This window comes from Mesorhizobium sp. WSM4887 (assembly GCF_029625865.1).
Classification (GTDB): domain Bacteria; phylum Pseudomonadota; class Alphaproteobacteria; order Rhizobiales; family Rhizobiaceae; genus Mesorhizobium.
This window is the reverse complement of sequence record NZ_JARTVP010000004.1, coordinates 222,998-238,472: the sequence shown is the minus strand read 5'-3', so window position 1 is coordinate 238,472 and position 15,475 is coordinate 222,998. Positions and strand designations below refer to the sequence as shown.

Genomic DNA, 15,475 nt, shown 5'->3' with positions numbered 1-15,475 from the left:
GGATGCGCCTCGAACTATGTCTTCCGACGCCGAGCCAGCGCCAGTTTCCGCCAAGCTGCCGGTCACGCTGCGCGAGGTGGCGGCTGCGGCCGGCGTCAGCGTGGCGACGGCGTCGAAGGCGCTGAACGGGCAGGGGCGGATGACCGCCGAGACGCGCGAGCGCATTCGTGAGGTGGCGCAGCGTCTCGGCTTCCGGCCGAACCACCTGGCGCAGAGCCTGCTGCGCAAGCGCTCCTTCACCGTCGGCCTGCTTACCAACGATACCTATGGCCGCTTCTCGCTGCCGCTGATGGCCGGCGTTTCGGATGCGCTGGTCGACAATGGCGTCTCGGTGTTCCTGTGCAATGTCGAGGACGACACGCGGCTCGGCCAACTGCATGTCGAGGCCATGCTCGACAAGCGCGTCGACGGCATCATCGCCACGGGAAAGCGCATCGACCGCCATCTGCCGATCGATCTCTCCAATTTGCGCATTCCGGTCGTCTATGCCTTCACTCAGCCGTATGCCGGCGCGGTCGGCCTGGTCTCCGACGATGCCGGCGGCGCGCGGCTGGCGGTCGAGCATTTTTTGCGGCTCGGGCGCCGCCGCATCGCCCATGTCACCGGACCGGCGGGCTTCGCCGTGGTGCACGCGCGGGCCGAGGCTTACCGGGAAGTGCTCGAGGCGCATGGCCTGCCGGTCGGCGAGCCGCTGCTCGGCGCCTGGTCGGAAGCCTGGGGGCACGATGCGGTGGCGAAACTGTTCGGCAACGGCCGGGGCAGGCAAGGCTGGCCCGATGCCGTCTTCTGCGGCAACGACCAGATCGCGCGCGGCGTCATCGACGCGCTGCGCGAGCGCGGCATCCGCGTGCCCGACGATGTCGGCGTCATCGGCTTCGACAATTGGGAGATCGTGGCCGAGGCGACGCGCCCGCCGCTGACCTCGGTCGACATGAACCTTTCAGCGCTCGGCCGCGAGGCCGGGCTCGCTCTGCTTTCGCTCGTGGGCGGCCAGCCGGCCGCGCCGGGCATCAGGAAACTGCCGTGCCGGCTGGTGGTGCGTCAGTCATGCGGCCGTCCGCCGGGCGGCTGAGGCATCGAACGAAACGGCCGTCGCGCAACGGCCAAACTGGGAGGAGAACCATGAGGAGGAATACCGTGACAACCATGTTTGCCAAGCTGGCCCTGGCCGCGGCCGTGATCGGCGGCGGCCTGCAGGCGGCGTCCGCCGAGACCGCCAACATCTGGGTGCGCGCCGACGGCTCGAATTTCATGCCGCGCATCGTCGACGCCTTCAACAAGGCGCATAAGGACCAGATCAAGCTCGACATCATCCCGAACGCCGAGATCATCCCGAAATATGGCGCGGCCGCAGCCGGTGGCACCGCGCCCGATGCGCTGTCGCTCGACCTGATCTACACGCCATCCTTCGCCGCCGCCGGCCAGCTCGAGGACATCACCGACTGGGCGAAATCCTTGCCCTATTTTTCGAGCCTCTCGCCGGCGCATGTGAAGACCGGCACCTATAAGGGCCGCATCTACGGCCTGCCGTTCTCGGCCGATTCTTCGGTGCTGATCTGGAACAAGAAGCTGTTCAAGCAGGCCGGGCTCGATCCGGAAAAGGGGCCGAAGACCTGGGCCGAGATCGAGGCCGACGCCGAGAAGGTCAACGCGCTCGGCGGCGACATCAAGGGCTTCTACTTCTCCGGCAATTGCGGCGGCTGCAACATCTTCACCTTCACGCCGCTGGTCTGGGCCTCGGGCGGCGACATCCTCTCCGAGGACGGCTCCAAGGCGACGCTCGATAGCCCGCAGCTGCGCGGCGCGATCGACCTCTACCGCTCGATGGTCAAGAAAGGGCTGGTGCCCGAGGGTGCGCAGACCGACACCGGCGCCAACTTCTTCGCCGCCTTTGCCGGCGGCAAGATCGGCCTCTCGCCGTCTGGCGCCTTCGCCATCGGCGCGCTCAACACGCAATACCCTGATATCGACTACGGCATCACCTTCCTGCCGGGCAAGGATGGCGGCTGGTCGTCCTTCGCCGGCGGCGACAATTTCGTCGTCACCAAGGGCACCAAGAAGATCGCCGTGGTGAAGGAGTTTTTGGACTTCGCCTACTCGCTCGAGGGCCAGACCATCCTCGCCAAATATGGTAGCCTGCCGGTGCGCGGCGACATCGCCAAGGAAGCGCTGAAGGACCTCGATCCGCGCTACCAGGTGGCGGCCGAGGCGATGGCCAAGGGCCGCACGCCCTATTCGGTGGTGTTCAACGACCTGATCAACTCCGCCAACGGGCCGTGGACGCAGATGGTCAACGAGGTCTTCTTCGGCGACGATGTCGACGGCGCGATTTCGAACGCGCAGGAGACCATGCAGTCGATCATCGACCAGGCGCCGAACAAGTAAAGCGCGGCCCTAAACCTCCCCTCGAGGGGAGGTCGGACCGCACCCGGGTGGGGTCGCCCGCGAAGTACGCCGACGCTATCTCCCGTAGGCGCACTTCATAGAGGACCTCACCCCCGGCCTTCGGCCGGACCCTCCCCTCAAGGGGGAGGGGGACGCCGCGCTAAATGGCAGGATTATCGCGTTGAGAAAGCTCACTCATCATCATCGCCAAGTTGAGGCGCCGCGAGGTTCGCTCCCTCTTCTCCCCCTGTGGGAGAAGGTGGATCGGCGCGCAGCGCCGAGACGGATGAGGGGTGTTCCAGGGAACACCAGCATCTCACTCCGCTGGAACACCCCTCATCCGTCGCCTTCGGCGACACCTTCTCCCAGAAGGGGAGAAGGGGGAGCGAAGCCATGACCTCCATCGCCGCAACCCACGCGCCCGCCCGAGCCAGACGCATCGGCGTCAGCCGCCGGCAATGGGTGGGCCTGCTCTATGTCCTCCCGGCCGTCGCCTTCGTCACCGTGTTCTTCGTCATCCCGCTCGGCATGACGGCGTGGATGTCGCTGCACAACTGGCCGCTGATGGGCGAGCACGCTTTCATCGGCCTCGATAACTATGTCGCCATCCTGCGCGACACGCGGTTCTGGAACGCGCTCAAATTCACCTTCTACTACACGCTGATCGTCACCATCGCGATCTTCGCCGTCGCCTTCCCGCTGGCGATCTTCATCGAGCGGCCGCGCCCGCTCACCAATCTCTACCGCACAGCCTTCTTCATGCCGGCGGTGGTGGGCTTTGCTTCCGCAAGCCTGCTGTGGTCGTGGCTGCTGAACGTCGATTCCGGCCTGTTCAGCCCGGCCGCTTACGACCTCGGCCTGACCGAGAGGAAGGTCAATCTTCTCGCCACCTTCCAGCCGGCCTTCTGGTCGATCATCGCCATGGTGGTCTGGAAAGTGGCCGGCTTCACCATGATCATCCTGATGACCGGCCTGCAGTCGATCCCGCAGGACCTGCAGGAGGCCGCCGTCATCGATGGGGCAGGGCCGTTCGCCCGCTTCAGGGCGATCACCCTGCCGCTGATGCGCCGCACCTTGGCGCTGGCGCTGATCCTGTCGGTCGCGGGCTCGATCCTCGCCTTCGACCAGTTCTACATCATCCTGCGCGGCGGCCCGCGCAACCAGACGCTGACGGCGGTCTACTGGATCTTCAACCAGTCCTTCGTCTCGTTCAAGCTCGGCTACGGCGCGGCACTTTCCATGGTGCTGCTGGTCATCCTGGTGGCGCTCAGCCTCATCCAGCTCTGGCTGCTGCGCAAGCCCGAGGGGCTCGACTGATGGCCGAGGCGATGTCGCAGCACCGCAAGGCGGCCTTCAGCCTCGCCAGGCATTCCACCGGCATCATCGCCTCGGTGCTGTTTTTGGCGCCGATTGTGTGGACGGTGCTCTCCACCTTCAAGCCGGCGCAGGAAGCGCGCCAGCCGCCGCTGCCGCCCTGGCCGACCACCGGCTTCTCGGTCGAGAACTATCAGACGCTGAACACCTTCGGCGACGGGCTTTGGGCCTCGGCGCAGAACAGCATCTATGTCTCGGTGATGACGGTATTGCTCTCCGTGCTGGTCAGCGTGCTCGCCGGCTACGGCTTCTCGCGTTTCCGCTTCCCGTTCCGGGACTTCTTCTTCATCCTCATCCTGTCGACGATCATGATCCCGTTCCAGTCGATCCTGACGCCGATCTTCCTGGTGCTGACGAAACTCGGTCTCCACAACACGCTGACCGGCCTGGTCTGCGTCTATGTCACGCTGCAGCTGCCGTTCTCGATCTTCATGATGCGCAACGCCTTCGACGCCGTGCCGCGCGAGATCGAGGAGGCGGCGCGCATGGATGGCGCCAACAATGTCACCATGCTGGTCAAGGTGATGCTGCCTTTGGTCTGGCCGGGCGTCGTCACCATCGCGCTTTTCGCCTTCCTCGGCGCCTGGAACGAGTTCCTGGCCGCGCTCGTGCTGATGACCGACCAGTCGAAATTCACCCTGCCGGTGATGATGACCGCGCTTCAGTCCGGCCGCTTCGGCGCCATCGATTGGGGCGCGGTGCAGGCGGGCGTCACGGTGATGATGGTGCCCTGCCTGATCCTGTTCCTGGCGCTGCAGCGCTTCTACATCCGCGGCCTGATGGCCGGGGCCGTCAAATGATTTCGCGCATTCGAATGGAGTGACGTTATGACCGCAGCACAATCCGCCACCGCAGCCCAGGCAGCCGCGGCTGCGAAGCCGAAGCTTGCCTTCCGGCCGCTGCCCGTGCCGCAGGTCGATGTCCGCGGCTTCTGGGGTGACCGGGTCGACGCGGTCGCCGCCAAGACCGCCGGCATCCTCTACGACCGCTGCGTCGAGGCGCGCATGCTTGAGCAGATCGATCCCGACCGGCCGTCGCCCGGCGTCGTCATTCCGTTCCATTCGCCGTCACCCGACGAGGCCGACGCGCAGGGCGCCGAGTTCACCGGCTCGACGGTGACGACCCAGATGTTCTGGGATTCCGATTGGGGCAAGACCATCGAGACCGCCGCCTATTCGCTTTACCGGCGCCGCAATCCGGAGCTGGAGAAAAAGATCGATGCCCTCATCGACATGTACGGCAAGCTGCAGCAGGAGGACGGTTATCTATCGAGCTGGTACCAGCGCATCCAGCCGGGTCTCCGCTGGACCAACCTGCGCGACTGCCACGAGCTCTACTGCGCCGGCCATCTGATCGAGGGCGCCGTCGCCTACTTTCAGGCGACGGGCAAGCGCAAGCTGCTCGACATCATGAGCCGCTACGCCGACCACATCGCCTCGATGTTCGGCCCGGAGCCCGGCAAGAAAAAGGGCTATTGCGGCCATGAGGAGATCGAGCTGGCGCTGGTGAAGCTCGCGCGGGAGACGGGTGAGAAGAAGTACATGGATCTGGCGAAGTACTTCATCGACCAGCGCGGCCAGCAGCCGCATTATTTCGACGAGGAGGCGCGCGCCCGCGGCGCCGACCCGAAGGCCTATCATTTCAAAACCTACGAATACAATCAGTCGCACAAGCCGGTGCGCGAGCAGGACAAGGTCGTCGGCCACGCTGTGCGGGCGATGTACCTCTTCTCCGGCATGGCCGACATTGCCACCGAATATGGCGACGACAGCTTGCGCGCGGCGCTCGACAGGCTGTGGGACGATCTGACCACCAAGAGCCTCTATGTCACCGGCGGCCTCGGGCCGTCGGCTCACAATGAGGGTTTCACCAGCGACTACGACCTGCCCAACGAAACCGCCTATGCCGAGACCTGCGCCTCGGTCGGCCTGGTGTTCTGGGCGAGCCGGATGCTCGGCATGGGGCCGAACCACCGCTATGCCGACATGATGGAGCGGGCGCTCTACAACGGCTCGATCTCGGGCCTGTCGCTCGACGGCTCGCTGTTCTTCTACGAGAACCCGCTGGAGAGCCGCGGCGGCCACCACCGCTGGAAATGGCACCGCTGCCCCTGCTGCCCGCCCAATATCGGCCGCATGGTGGCCTCCATCGGCAGCTATTTCTACGGCCTCGCCGACGATGCGCTGGCCGTGCATCTCTATGGCGACTCCACCGCACGCTTCGAGATCGCCGGCCGGCCGGTCAGCCTGGTCCAGACCAGCAATTATCCCTGGGACGGCGCGGTCTCGATCGAGTTCGAGGCACAGACACCGGTCGAATTCACGCTTTACCTGCGCGTGCCCGCCTGGTGCCGCAACGCGGCGCTGAAGCTGAACGGCAACATGCTAGATCTCGATGCGGTCACGGTCGACGGCTATGCCGCGATCCGCCGCGAATGGCAAAAGGGCGACCGCGTCGAGCTCGACCTCGAAATGTCGATGGCGCGCCTCTTCGCCAATCCGGAAGTGCGGCAGGACATCGGCCGCGTCGCGCTGTCGCGCGGCCCGCTGCTCTACTGCGTCGAGGAAACCGACAATGGCGGTGGCCTGCACCGCATTGCGCTGCCGCGCACGGCCAGGCTGGAGGCGCACAAAGAGCCGAACCTGCTCGGCGGTATCGTCACGCTTTCGGCGATCGGCAGCCGGGCCGAGGCGAAGACCTGGGGCGGCGATCTCTACCGCCCCGAGCCGCCGGAAACCGAAGAGACGACGCTCAAGGCAATTCCTTACTTCGCCTGGGACAACCGCGATCCCGGCGAGATGCTGGTCTGGCTCAGGGAAGGGTAGGGCGATCGCTGGATCTACAGATGCACGAAGGCGGTCAGCGGCAGGTGGTCGGACGCCACGCGCGACAGCGGCGTGTCATGCGCTTCCACCGCCGACACCATGCCGTCGCGGTTGCCCATGATCCGGTCGAGCGCCAGTACCGGCAGGCCCGACGGAAAGGTGGGCACGGCGGGCAGCGAGGGGCCGAAGGTGGTGTGCAGCGTGTTGAGCGCGGAGCGGTTGCCCAGCCGCCATTCGTTGAGGTCGCCGAGCAGGAGCGTCGGCCTTTCGTCCGCGCTGCTCATGATGTCGAGCACGACGCGGGCCTGTTCCGAGCGCGAGCGGCGCAACAGGCCGAGATGCGCGGCGATCACGCGCAGCGTCCGGTTCTCGTCGAGGTCGATCTCGGCGACCAGCGCCCCGCGCGGCTCAAGGCCGGGAAGCTTGATCTGGTGCACGTCGCGCACCGTGCCGCGCTTGAACAGAAGCACGTTGCCGCGCCAGCCATGTGCCTTGCCGTTTCCGGTGACCGGCACCGGCAGCAGCCCCGTTTCGATTTCGAGGCGGTTGAGGTCGAGCAGTCCGGCGCGGTCGCCGAAGCGGTTGTCGGCCTCCTGCAGCGCGATCACATCGGGGCTGATCTCGCGGATGACGCGCGCGGTCCGCTCGGGGTCGAACTTGCGGTCGGTGCCGATGCATTTGTGGACGTTGTAGGAGGCGACCACCATCTCGGCGCCGCCGACCCGTTTCGGCGCCGTGGCTTTCGCTTTCCGCATCTTTCTGCCGCGGATCGACAGGAGCACGGTTTCGGGGAGGGTGCGTCCGTTTCTCTCCATGGTTCCTGCTGCTCGTCTTTCTTGCCTACAGATAGGGCGATCCCAGCCACAGCAATCGGTCGAGGACACGAATGACGAAGGCTCTGGCCCTCAGCATCTGCAGCGTCACCGGTTTCGCCGACGCGATCGCCGCGTCGATACGCGCCTCGATCGCCCGGGCGAAGTTGGCATCCAGGACCTCCATGTCGATCTCGAAATTCAGCCTGAGCGACCGGGCGTCGAGATTGGACGAGCCGACATAAGCCCACGCGCCGTCGATTGCCATAAGTTTCGAGTGATCGAAGGGGCCTTCGTGCCGCCACACCCGGCAATAATGCTTCAGCACCTGGTCGAATTGTGCCGTCATGGCGCGGTCGACGAGGAAAAGGTTGTTCACCGCCGGCACCACGATGTCGATCTCGACACCGCGCGCGCCGGCCGTGGTCAGCGCGCTGATCAGCTCGCGGTCCGGCAGGAAATAGGGCGACATGATGCGGATCGATTTGCGGGCGACCGAAAACGCACCCATCAGCAGCTTGTGGTTGGTTTCGTTCGCGGCATCCGGTCCTGTCGCCACGGCTCTGACCAGCATCGGCTGGCCGGGCGGCGGGGCGGTTCGCTCGACCTGCCAGGCGTCGCCCTTCAGCGCCTCGTTGCTGGCGAAGCGCCAGTCCTCGGCGGCGACTGAGAACAGGTCGGCCACCACCGGCCCGGTGACCTCGAAATGCGTGTCCCTGGAGCTGTCGGAACCGGCGAATTCGGCCGAGAACCCCTTGCGGATGTTCATGCCTCCGGTAAACGCCACTGTCGCGTCGATGACCAGGACCTTCCTGTGGGTTCTGAGATTCGCATAAGGAAGTCTCAAGCCCATGACGATGTTGCCGTTGAAGAGATCGACGGCGACGTTGGACTCCCTGAGCTGCTTCAGGATGCTGGGTACCGAATAGCGCACGCCGACGGCGTCGATCAGCACGCGCACGGCAACGCCGCGTTTGACCGCGGCGGAGAGCGACTGCGCGAACATCTGTCCGACGGCGTCGTTGTCGAAGATGTAAGTTTCGAGAAGCACGCTCTTTTGCGCGCCGTCGATCGCCCGGCACATCGCCATATAGGCCTCGTCGCCGGTCTCGAGCACGGCGATCATGTTTCCCGAAGTCAGCGGACGCCGCGCCACCCTGTCGCCCAGTGTCTTCAATCCGACGAAGCGCTGGCCGAATTGGGCCTCGATCAAGGCTTCGACGGCGACGTCGCGATTGTGCCCCTCATCCGCCGAACCGGCGCTGGGCCGCATGGCGCTGATCGTCGCGCGGCGGATGCGGTTGATGCCGGCGATGGCGTAGATGATCGCGCCGAGGAAGGGCGACAGAAGCATCACGCCGACCCACCCCGTGGCGGCGCGCACGTCTTCCTTCGTCATGATGGCATGGACGATGCCGACCGCCGCCATCGCCAACGACAGGAAAAGGATAAGCGTCGACCAGTGACTCGCTATCGCCTCGAACATCGGCCCGACTATTGTGCGAGCCGGCGCGGAAGGCAATGCGCCAGGTCAAGGCGGCCCGGATTCGCATGCAGCTCTTTCCGGCCCGGTTGCATGAGGGATCCCGCCAGTGTGACCGGTCGTTCGAACGCTTTGCGCCTCTGTGCGAAAATCGGTCCACCAGGCAAGACGAAATCGTCGTCGGCATTATGTCGGCGCTGCCTCAGTGCCGAAGTGTCGGAGCTCACGCGGGAACCTTCGGCGATCCGATGCGTTTGGCTCTTCGTTGCCGAGCGGGAATGGGAGATGCGCATCGAAAGCCTTCAAGGAACCGAGGGGTTTATCCGTACCCCGCAGGACGCCGTCGCCCTGCAAATCCCGCCCGACTTCATCGAGACGCTGCCCATTGCGATCTACGCTTGCGACGCGCAAGGCCGATTGCTTTGGTTCAACAAGCGCGCTGCCGATTTGTGGGGGCGAACGCCCTTGCTTGGCTCGGACAGCGAACTCTATTGCGGATCCCACAGGCTCTATCTCGATGGACGGCAGATCGCGCGCGCCCAAACCCCGATGGCCGCGGTGCTGCGAACCGGCATTCCCGTCAGGGGGGTTGAAGGAAAGCTCGAGCGGCCGGACGGCACGGCGATATGGGTGATGGTCCACATCGAACCGATCGAAGACGAGGACGGTCGGGTCGTCGGAGCCATCAACTGTTTCCATGACGTCACGGACCGGCGTCTGACCGATGAGATCATTGGGCAACAGGAGCAGCGGCTCGCTGCAACTTACCAGCATGCGGCGATTGGCATCGCTGAAGTCAACGCGAAGGGCGAACTCGGGCGCGTCAACGGCTACCTGGCCGACCTGCTCGGCTATTCCGCCGATGAACTTGTCGGCAGGTCGGTGTTCGATGCCACTCTGGCGGAGAATGTCGATGCGGACCTGCGTCAGTTCGAGCGTCAGGTGCGAGGCGAGATCGACAGCTACCGGCACGAAAAGCGCTTCATCCGCAAGGACGGGGCAAGAGTCTGGGTCGCGGTCACGTCCTCGAGCGTAAGGGACTCCGAAGGCCGCTTCTTGTATGCGGTGCGCGTCCAGCAGGATATCACCGCCCGCAAGAAGGCCGAGGCCGCGCTCGTCCGGCATCTGGAGCAGCAGGCGGCGCTTTACGAATTCACGGACAGCCTTCAGCGCGCGGCGAATCTCGGCGAGGTTCACGAGATAGCCCTCAGCACCATCATTCGCGCATTGGGTGCGGACCGGGCCTCCATACTCTTCTTCGACAACACCGGCTTCCTCAGATTTGCCGCCTCGCGAGGCCTGTCGCAAGCTTACAGAACGGCCGTCGAAGGCCATTCCCCCTGGTCGCGCGACACACGCGATCCCGAACCGATCGCTATTGCCGACGTCGAGCAAAGCGGATTGCCGGACGACCTCAAGGCGGCTGTGCGGGACGAAGGCATTGCAGCGCTGGCTTTCATTCCGATCTCGGTGCGCGGTCAGCTGCTCGGCAAGTTCATGTCCTATTACGATCATCCGCACGATTTCGTGGAGTCCGAGCTTCGTTTTGCGCTGACAGTGGCCGGACAACTCGGCTTCGCGGTCGACCGCGTACGGCTCGAGACCGCCCGCCAGACGACGGAACGCGCGGCAAATCAGCTCGTGGCCGTTGTCGAATCCTCTCACGACGCGATCATCAGCAAGGACCTCAACGGCATTATCGCCTCATGGAATGCCAGCGCGGAGCGGCTGTTCGGCTTCACGGCCGACGAGGCGATCGGCAGGCACATCACGATGATCATCCCCGATGACCGGCTGGGCGAGGAGCCGGAGATCATCAGGCGCATCAGCAGCGGCGAAAACGTCGATCACTTCGAAACGGTGCGTCGCCGCAAGGACGGCAATCTCGTCGATATTTCCCTGACGATTTCGCCGATCCGCAACAGCCAGGGCCTCATCATCGGCGCCTCGAAGATTGCGCGCGACATCACCGACCAAAAGATGGCTGAAGCCAAGCTGCGGGCGAGCGAGCGTCAGCTGCGCGACCTGCTGGCGGCAATTCCGGCGGCGATCTACACGACGGATGCCGACGGCACGATAACCTTTTTCAACGAGGCGGCCGTCGAGCTTTCCGGGCGCGTTCCGCAGATCGGCAAGGATAAGTGGTGCGTGACGTGGAAACTGTTCTGGCCGGACGGAAGCCCGCTTCCTCACGACCAGTGCCCGATGGCGGTCGCCCTGAAGGAGGGGCGTCCGATACGCAACGCTGAAGCCGTCGCCGAGCGCCCGGACGGCGTGCGCATTCCCTTCATCCCGTATCCGACGCCGCTGCGCGATGAAGATGGCAAGATCGTCGGCGGCATCAACATGCTGGTCGATATTAGCGAACGCAAACAGGCCGAAACACAGCAGCGGCTGCTCTTCAATGAGCTCAATCATCGTGTGAAGAACAACATGCAGATGCTGCAGTCACTGCTGAGCTTGGCGGGTCAACGGGCAGCGAACCCGCAAGCGCGAGAAATCTTGCGTGAAGCCGGCAACCGCGTCGCGGCCATGGCCGCTGCTCAGCAGGTCCTGTACGAGACGGTCGATTCGACGCAGTTCAACGCGAAGGGTTTCTTGCTTGCGGTTTGCGGGACAATAAAGCAGACCTTCCCGAAGGAAGTCGCGGTTGAGTTCGAGGCTGATGATGCAAAGCTTTCGAATGACGTTGCAATGCCGCTGGCGCTGATCCTGAACGAGCTTCTGACCAACGCCATAAAATATGGAACTCCCGACGGAGCCGGCACAATCCGGGTCGGGCTTCGGCGCGATGTCGACGGCTTCCAGGTATTCGTCGAAGACAGCGGTCCCGGCTTTGACCTAGCTTCGGTCCGCGACCGTTCGTCCGGATTGAAGCTGGTTCAGGGCTTGGCGCGGCAGCTGCACGGCAAGCTTGTCGTTACCAAGGAACCGAAGACGCGCTGCAGCATTCGGTTCTCATGAAGCTCTTGCCGGCTCTTCTTCAGTTCCTGGATGGCTCTCGATGACCGAGCTTGCTGCCCCACACGGACGCCGTCGGCCAATCCCAACGAAAGCCGCGTCGGCCAACCTGTGGCCGCCGCATTGCCCACGCGGATCTTGGTCGTCGAGGACGATTTTCTCATCTCCCTCGAGATGGAGAGCACTCTGACCGCGGCCGGTTTCGAGGTCGTGGTCGTTGGCTCGGGCGAGGAAGCGCTCGATAGCGCAGCTGCGGACCGGCCTGATCTGGTTGTGATGGATATCCGGCTGTCCGGCGCCATGGATGGAATTCAAACTGCCCTGGAGTTGTTTCGAATTTACGGTTTGCGGTCGGTTTTTGCGACGGCGCATTCCGATTCCGACGTCCGCGCCCGGGCAGCGCCAGCGGAGCCGCTGGGCTGGCTGGTAAAGCCCTACACGCCGGCATCCCTGCTCTCAGCCATCCGCTCCGCGCTTAGGTCCGGCAGCTCGTCGGCAGGTTGAAACGCCGAATCCGCCGCCCCTCTGGCGAGCAGCCGCAGCCAGGGCGCGAGGTGGAAGGCAGCCATCAGGAAATACATCGGCGCCATGCCGCTGAGCACGGAGGCTCCGGGCCCGGACATGCACATCGCGTCCGGTCCGCTACCGGCGGCCGTGAGCAACGCCATGACGGCAAAGGTCGGCGCCGCCGCGAGACATAACCAGTCGGCCAGGCCGAATCCGCTCAGGCCTGCCGGGCGAGGGGTGGGATTGTCGATGCTCATGATCTCCACCTTCCAACTGCTCTCAGGAAAGTTCGGCTCTGGCGGCGCGGGCGACGCCGCCAGAGTCGCTTCGCGTTCAGGCGTTCTTGTTGCGAAACGCCGCTTCGCCGGCATCCGAGACCTCGACCCATCGCTGGTCGGGCGCGGCGCCTTCCTCATAGTTGTCGTGCCAGTTCCACCACTTGTAGGTCTGGGTCTGCGGATAGCCCTCGGGCGAATCCTCCCACACCTCCTGGCGGCCGAGCGGGGTGACGTCGAGATAGCTCCACACCGTGCCGAACGCCTCGTCGCCGCGGTTGTTGACGAAATAGGTGCGGAAGATACGGTTTCCGTCATGGATGAAGACGTTGTGGCCGTGCCATTCGTCGACGCCGAAATCCTTGTCCCAGCTGTCGGTGATGGTGTACCAGGGCATCTTCCAGTCCATCCGCTGCTTCAGACGCTGAATGTCGGCCTGCGGCGCCCGGGACGCATAGGCAAGCGTAGTGTCGCGGGCGTTGAGATGGGCGAGGTTGCCGACCATGTCGGCGCCGAGCGAGCAGCCCCGGCAGGCGTGCTCCGGCCAGCCATAGACGCCGGGCTCGAAGAAGGCGCGGTAGATGACCAGTTGCCGGCGGCCTTCGAAGAGGTCGAGCAGGCTTGCCTTGCCGTTTGGGCCTTCGAACACATAGTCCTTCTCGACAGGCATCCACGGCATGCGGCGGCGTTCCGCAGCCAGCGCGTCGCGGGCGCGGGTGAGCGCCTTTTCCTTCACCAGCATTTCTTCATACGCGCCTTCCCAGGCTTCCGGCGAAACGACCGGTGGTGTCTTCATGTGTTGGGTCATTGCTCTTGTCCCGTTCTTGCGTTTGGTTGGGGGTGACAAGGGAAACTTACAGCCGGACGGCGCGATGGTGAGAGTTACAAGTGTGACGCGATTTGATCCGGCAGACCCGGAAGGGGGCATCGGGGCGGGCATTGCATGGACTCGATGATCAATGCCGCCGGCCGCGCGCTCGCGACCGGTGATCCGCTGGGCGCCCTGAAGCGCGTCGCGTTGCGCGACGACGCCCCCGCGCTGGCGCTGCGCGGCATCGCGATGGCGCAGCTCGGCGACTTCGCCAAGGCCAAGGCGTTGCTGAAGAGCGCCGCCCGCGCCTTCAGCCCGAAAGAGGCGGTGGCGCGCGCCCGCTGCGTCGTCGCCGAGGCCGAGATCGCGCTGGTCTCGCGCGATCTCGGCTGGCCGGACAAAGCGTTGCGAGCCGCCCGCACGACGCTTGCCGCGCATGGCGATCGGGTCAACGCCGCCTATGCCGGCAGCCTCGAAGCGCGCCGCCTCATCCTGATCGGCCGGCTCGACGAGGCCGAGCGGCTGCTTGCCGGCTTCGATCCGGGACCGTTGCCGCCGGTCGCACGCGTCGCGCATGAGCTCGCGGCCGCGGGCATCGCGGTCAGGCGCCTGCGGACGAGGGCCGCGCGCGCCGCGCTCGGCCGGGCCGCGCTCGCGGCCTACGAAGCCAATATCCCGGCGCTGAAGGCGGAGGTCGAAAGCGCGTCGCTGGTGCTGAACACGCCCGTCGCGCGGCTCGTGTCGAAGGGCACGGAGATGCCGCTGCAGCTCGACGAAGTCGAGGCGCTGCTCACCTCAGGCGCCCTCGTCGTCGATGCCTGCCGCAATGTCGTGCGCAAAGCCGACACCGTAGTGTCGCTGGCGACGCGGCCGGTGCTGTTTGCGCTGGCGCGCACGCTGGCCGAGGCCTGGCCCGCGGATGCGTCGCGGGAGGCGCTGCTGAAGCGCGCCTTCCGCGCCAGGCACGCCGATGAATCGCATCGTGCGCGGCTCAGGGTCGAGATGGGCCGGCTGCGCGCCGAAATGAACGCGCTGGCGGAAATCAACGCGACGGCCGCCGGTTTTGCGTTAACGCCGCTGACCGCAGCCGAGGTCGTGGTGCTGGCGCCGCCTGTCGAGGAGGAGCATGGCGCAGTGCTCGCCTTCCTCGCCGACGGCGAGTCCTGGTCGAGCTCGGCGCTGGCGATCGCGCTCGGCGCCAGCCCGCGCACCGTGCAGCGGGCGCTGGAAGCGCTTTCGGCCGACAACAAGGTGCAGGCGGTCGGCCGCGGCAGGGCGCGCCGCTGGATGACGCCGCCGGTGACCGGATTCCCGACTGTCTTGTTACTCCCGGGTCCGCTGCCGAGCGACTAGTCTGCGGCCATTGTTCGAATGGAGATCGAAAATGAAACGAGCCGCTGCCGAGATCCTGCGCGAATACGGCCCCTTTCCGGATGCCGAGCGCATCAATGGCGTCACCTATGACGGCAAGAATGTCTGGTTCGCCACCGGCGACAAGCTGAAGGCGCTTGACCCGGAGAGCGGCGCGATCGTGCAGTCGATCGACGTCGCCTCGCATGCCGGGACCGCCTTCGACGGCGAGCATCTCTACCAGATCGGCGAGGACCGCATCCACAAGGTGGACCCGAAGACAGGCAAGGTCGTCGCCACCATTCCCGCGCCCGGCAATGGCGGCGACTCTGGGCTTGCCTGGGCCGAGGGCTCGCTCTGGGTCGGCGAATACAGGGCCCACAAGATCCATCAGATCGATCCTGAAACGGGCAAGGTGATCCGCACCATCGAGTCGAAGCGCGTCGTCACCGGCGTCACCTGGGTCGACGGCGAGCTCTGGCATGCCACCTGGGAAGGGGAGGAGGGCGATCTCTTGCGCATCGACCCCGAGACGGGCGATGTGCTGCAGGAGCTGGCGATGCCCTCCGGCGTGTCGGGACTGGAATCCGATGGCCGCGGCTGCTTCTTCTGCGGAGGCGGCAGCAGCGGCAAGATCAAGGCCGTGCGACGTCCCGGACATGATGGCAAGTAGCCGGCACGCCGGCGGCTTG

At 65.2% G+C, this 15,475-nt stretch carries 13 protein-coding genes; 9 read left to right on the top strand and 4 right to left on the bottom strand.

The window, feature by feature from the left end; all coding sequences use genetic code 11:
• The first annotated feature begins 16 nt into the window (after nt 1-16).
• The 5 genes from P9230_RS18035 (at nt 17) to P9230_RS18015 (ending at nt 6,584) form a co-directional block, all read left to right on the top strand.
• Nucleotides 17-1,072: a LacI family DNA-binding transcriptional regulator gene (locus P9230_RS18035; RefSeq protein ID WP_278120204.1), complete on the top strand. Its 1,056-nt coding sequence runs from the start codon at nt 17-19 to the stop codon at nt 1,070-1,072.
• A 65-nt stretch (nt 1,073-1,137) separates the two neighbouring features.
• Nucleotides 1,138-2,385, top strand: a complete 1,248-nt coding sequence (locus P9230_RS18030; protein ID WP_128372950.1) for a sugar ABC transporter substrate-binding protein — start codon at nt 1,138-1,140, stop codon at nt 2,383-2,385.
• Nucleotides 2,386-2,778: 393 nt separating this feature from the next.
• The gene (locus tag P9230_RS18025) at nt 2,779-3,702 is read left to right on the top strand and encodes a sugar ABC transporter permease (RefSeq protein WP_278120202.1); all 924 of its coding nucleotides are present in this window, start codon (nt 2,779-2,781) and stop codon (nt 3,700-3,702) included.
• Nucleotides 3,702-4,559, top strand: a complete 858-nt coding sequence (locus P9230_RS18020; RefSeq protein WP_067000383.1) for a carbohydrate ABC transporter permease — start codon at nt 3,702-3,704, stop codon at nt 4,557-4,559. The genes P9230_RS18025 and P9230_RS18020 overlap by 1 nt, the downstream gene beginning before the upstream one ends.
• Nucleotides 4,560-4,586: 27 nt before the next feature.
• The gene (locus tag P9230_RS18015) at nt 4,587-6,584 is read left to right on the top strand and encodes a glycoside hydrolase family 127 protein (RefSeq protein ID WP_278120200.1); all 1,998 of its coding nucleotides are present in this window, start codon (nt 4,587-4,589) and stop codon (nt 6,582-6,584) included.
• A 14-nt stretch (nt 6,585-6,598) separates the two neighbouring features.
• Here P9230_RS18015 and P9230_RS18010 read toward each other — a convergent pair whose 3' ends face one another.
• Nucleotides 6,599-7,399: an endonuclease/exonuclease/phosphatase family protein gene (locus P9230_RS18010; protein ID WP_278120198.1), complete on the bottom strand. Its 801-nt coding sequence runs from the start codon at nt 7,397-7,399 to the stop codon at nt 6,599-6,601.
• A gap of 25 nt (nt 7,400-7,424) precedes the next feature.
• On the bottom strand, nt 7,425-8,882 hold the full coding sequence (locus P9230_RS18005; RefSeq protein WP_278120196.1) for a phospholipase D-like domain-containing protein: 1,458 nt from the start codon (nt 8,880-8,882) through the stop codon (nt 7,425-7,427).
• Between P9230_RS18005 and P9230_RS18000 the strand changes: the two genes are divergently transcribed.
• Together P9230_RS18000 and P9230_RS17995 are read left to right on the top strand one after the other, a co-directional pair.
• The gene (locus P9230_RS18000) at nt 8,802-11,843 is read left to right on the top strand and encodes a PAS domain S-box protein (RefSeq protein ID WP_347404001.1); all 3,042 of its coding nucleotides are present in this window, start codon (nt 8,802-8,804) and stop codon (nt 11,841-11,843) included. The two genes, P9230_RS18005 and P9230_RS18000, sit on opposite strands and share 81 nt — an antisense overlap.
• A gap of 30 nt (nt 11,844-11,873) precedes the next feature.
• Entirely contained in the window at nt 11,874-12,344 is a 471-nt protein-coding gene (locus P9230_RS17995) for a response regulator (protein WP_278120194.1), read from the top strand.
• Here P9230_RS17995 and P9230_RS17990 read toward each other — a convergent pair.
• Both P9230_RS17990 and P9230_RS17985 read right to left on the bottom strand, forming a co-directional pair.
• Nucleotides 12,275-12,604 carry a hypothetical protein gene (locus P9230_RS17990; RefSeq protein WP_245322385.1) on the bottom strand — a complete coding sequence of 110 codons (330 nt, stop codon included), beginning with the start codon at nt 12,602-12,604 and terminating at the stop codon, nt 12,275-12,277. The two genes, P9230_RS17995 and P9230_RS17990, sit on opposite strands and share 70 nt — an antisense overlap.
• A gap of 76 nt (nt 12,605-12,680) precedes the next feature.
• Entirely contained in the window at nt 12,681-13,430 is a 750-nt protein-coding gene (locus tag P9230_RS17985) for a DUF899 family protein (protein ID WP_067329733.1), read from the bottom strand.
• A 135-nt stretch (nt 13,431-13,565) separates the two neighbouring features.
• Here P9230_RS17985 and P9230_RS17980 point away from each other — a divergent pair, with 135 nt between their 5' ends.
• Nucleotides 13,566-14,786, top strand: coding sequence for a helix-turn-helix domain-containing protein (locus P9230_RS17980; RefSeq protein WP_127403891.1), 1,221 nt, complete (start codon nt 13,566-13,568; stop codon nt 14,784-14,786).
• Nucleotides 14,787-14,817: 31 nt separating this feature from the next.
• Nucleotides 14,818-15,456, top strand: coding sequence for a PQQ-binding-like beta-propeller repeat protein (locus P9230_RS17975; RefSeq protein WP_095801191.1), 639 nt, complete (start codon nt 14,818-14,820; stop codon nt 15,454-15,456).
• Nucleotides 15,457-15,475: the final 19 nt, after the last annotated feature.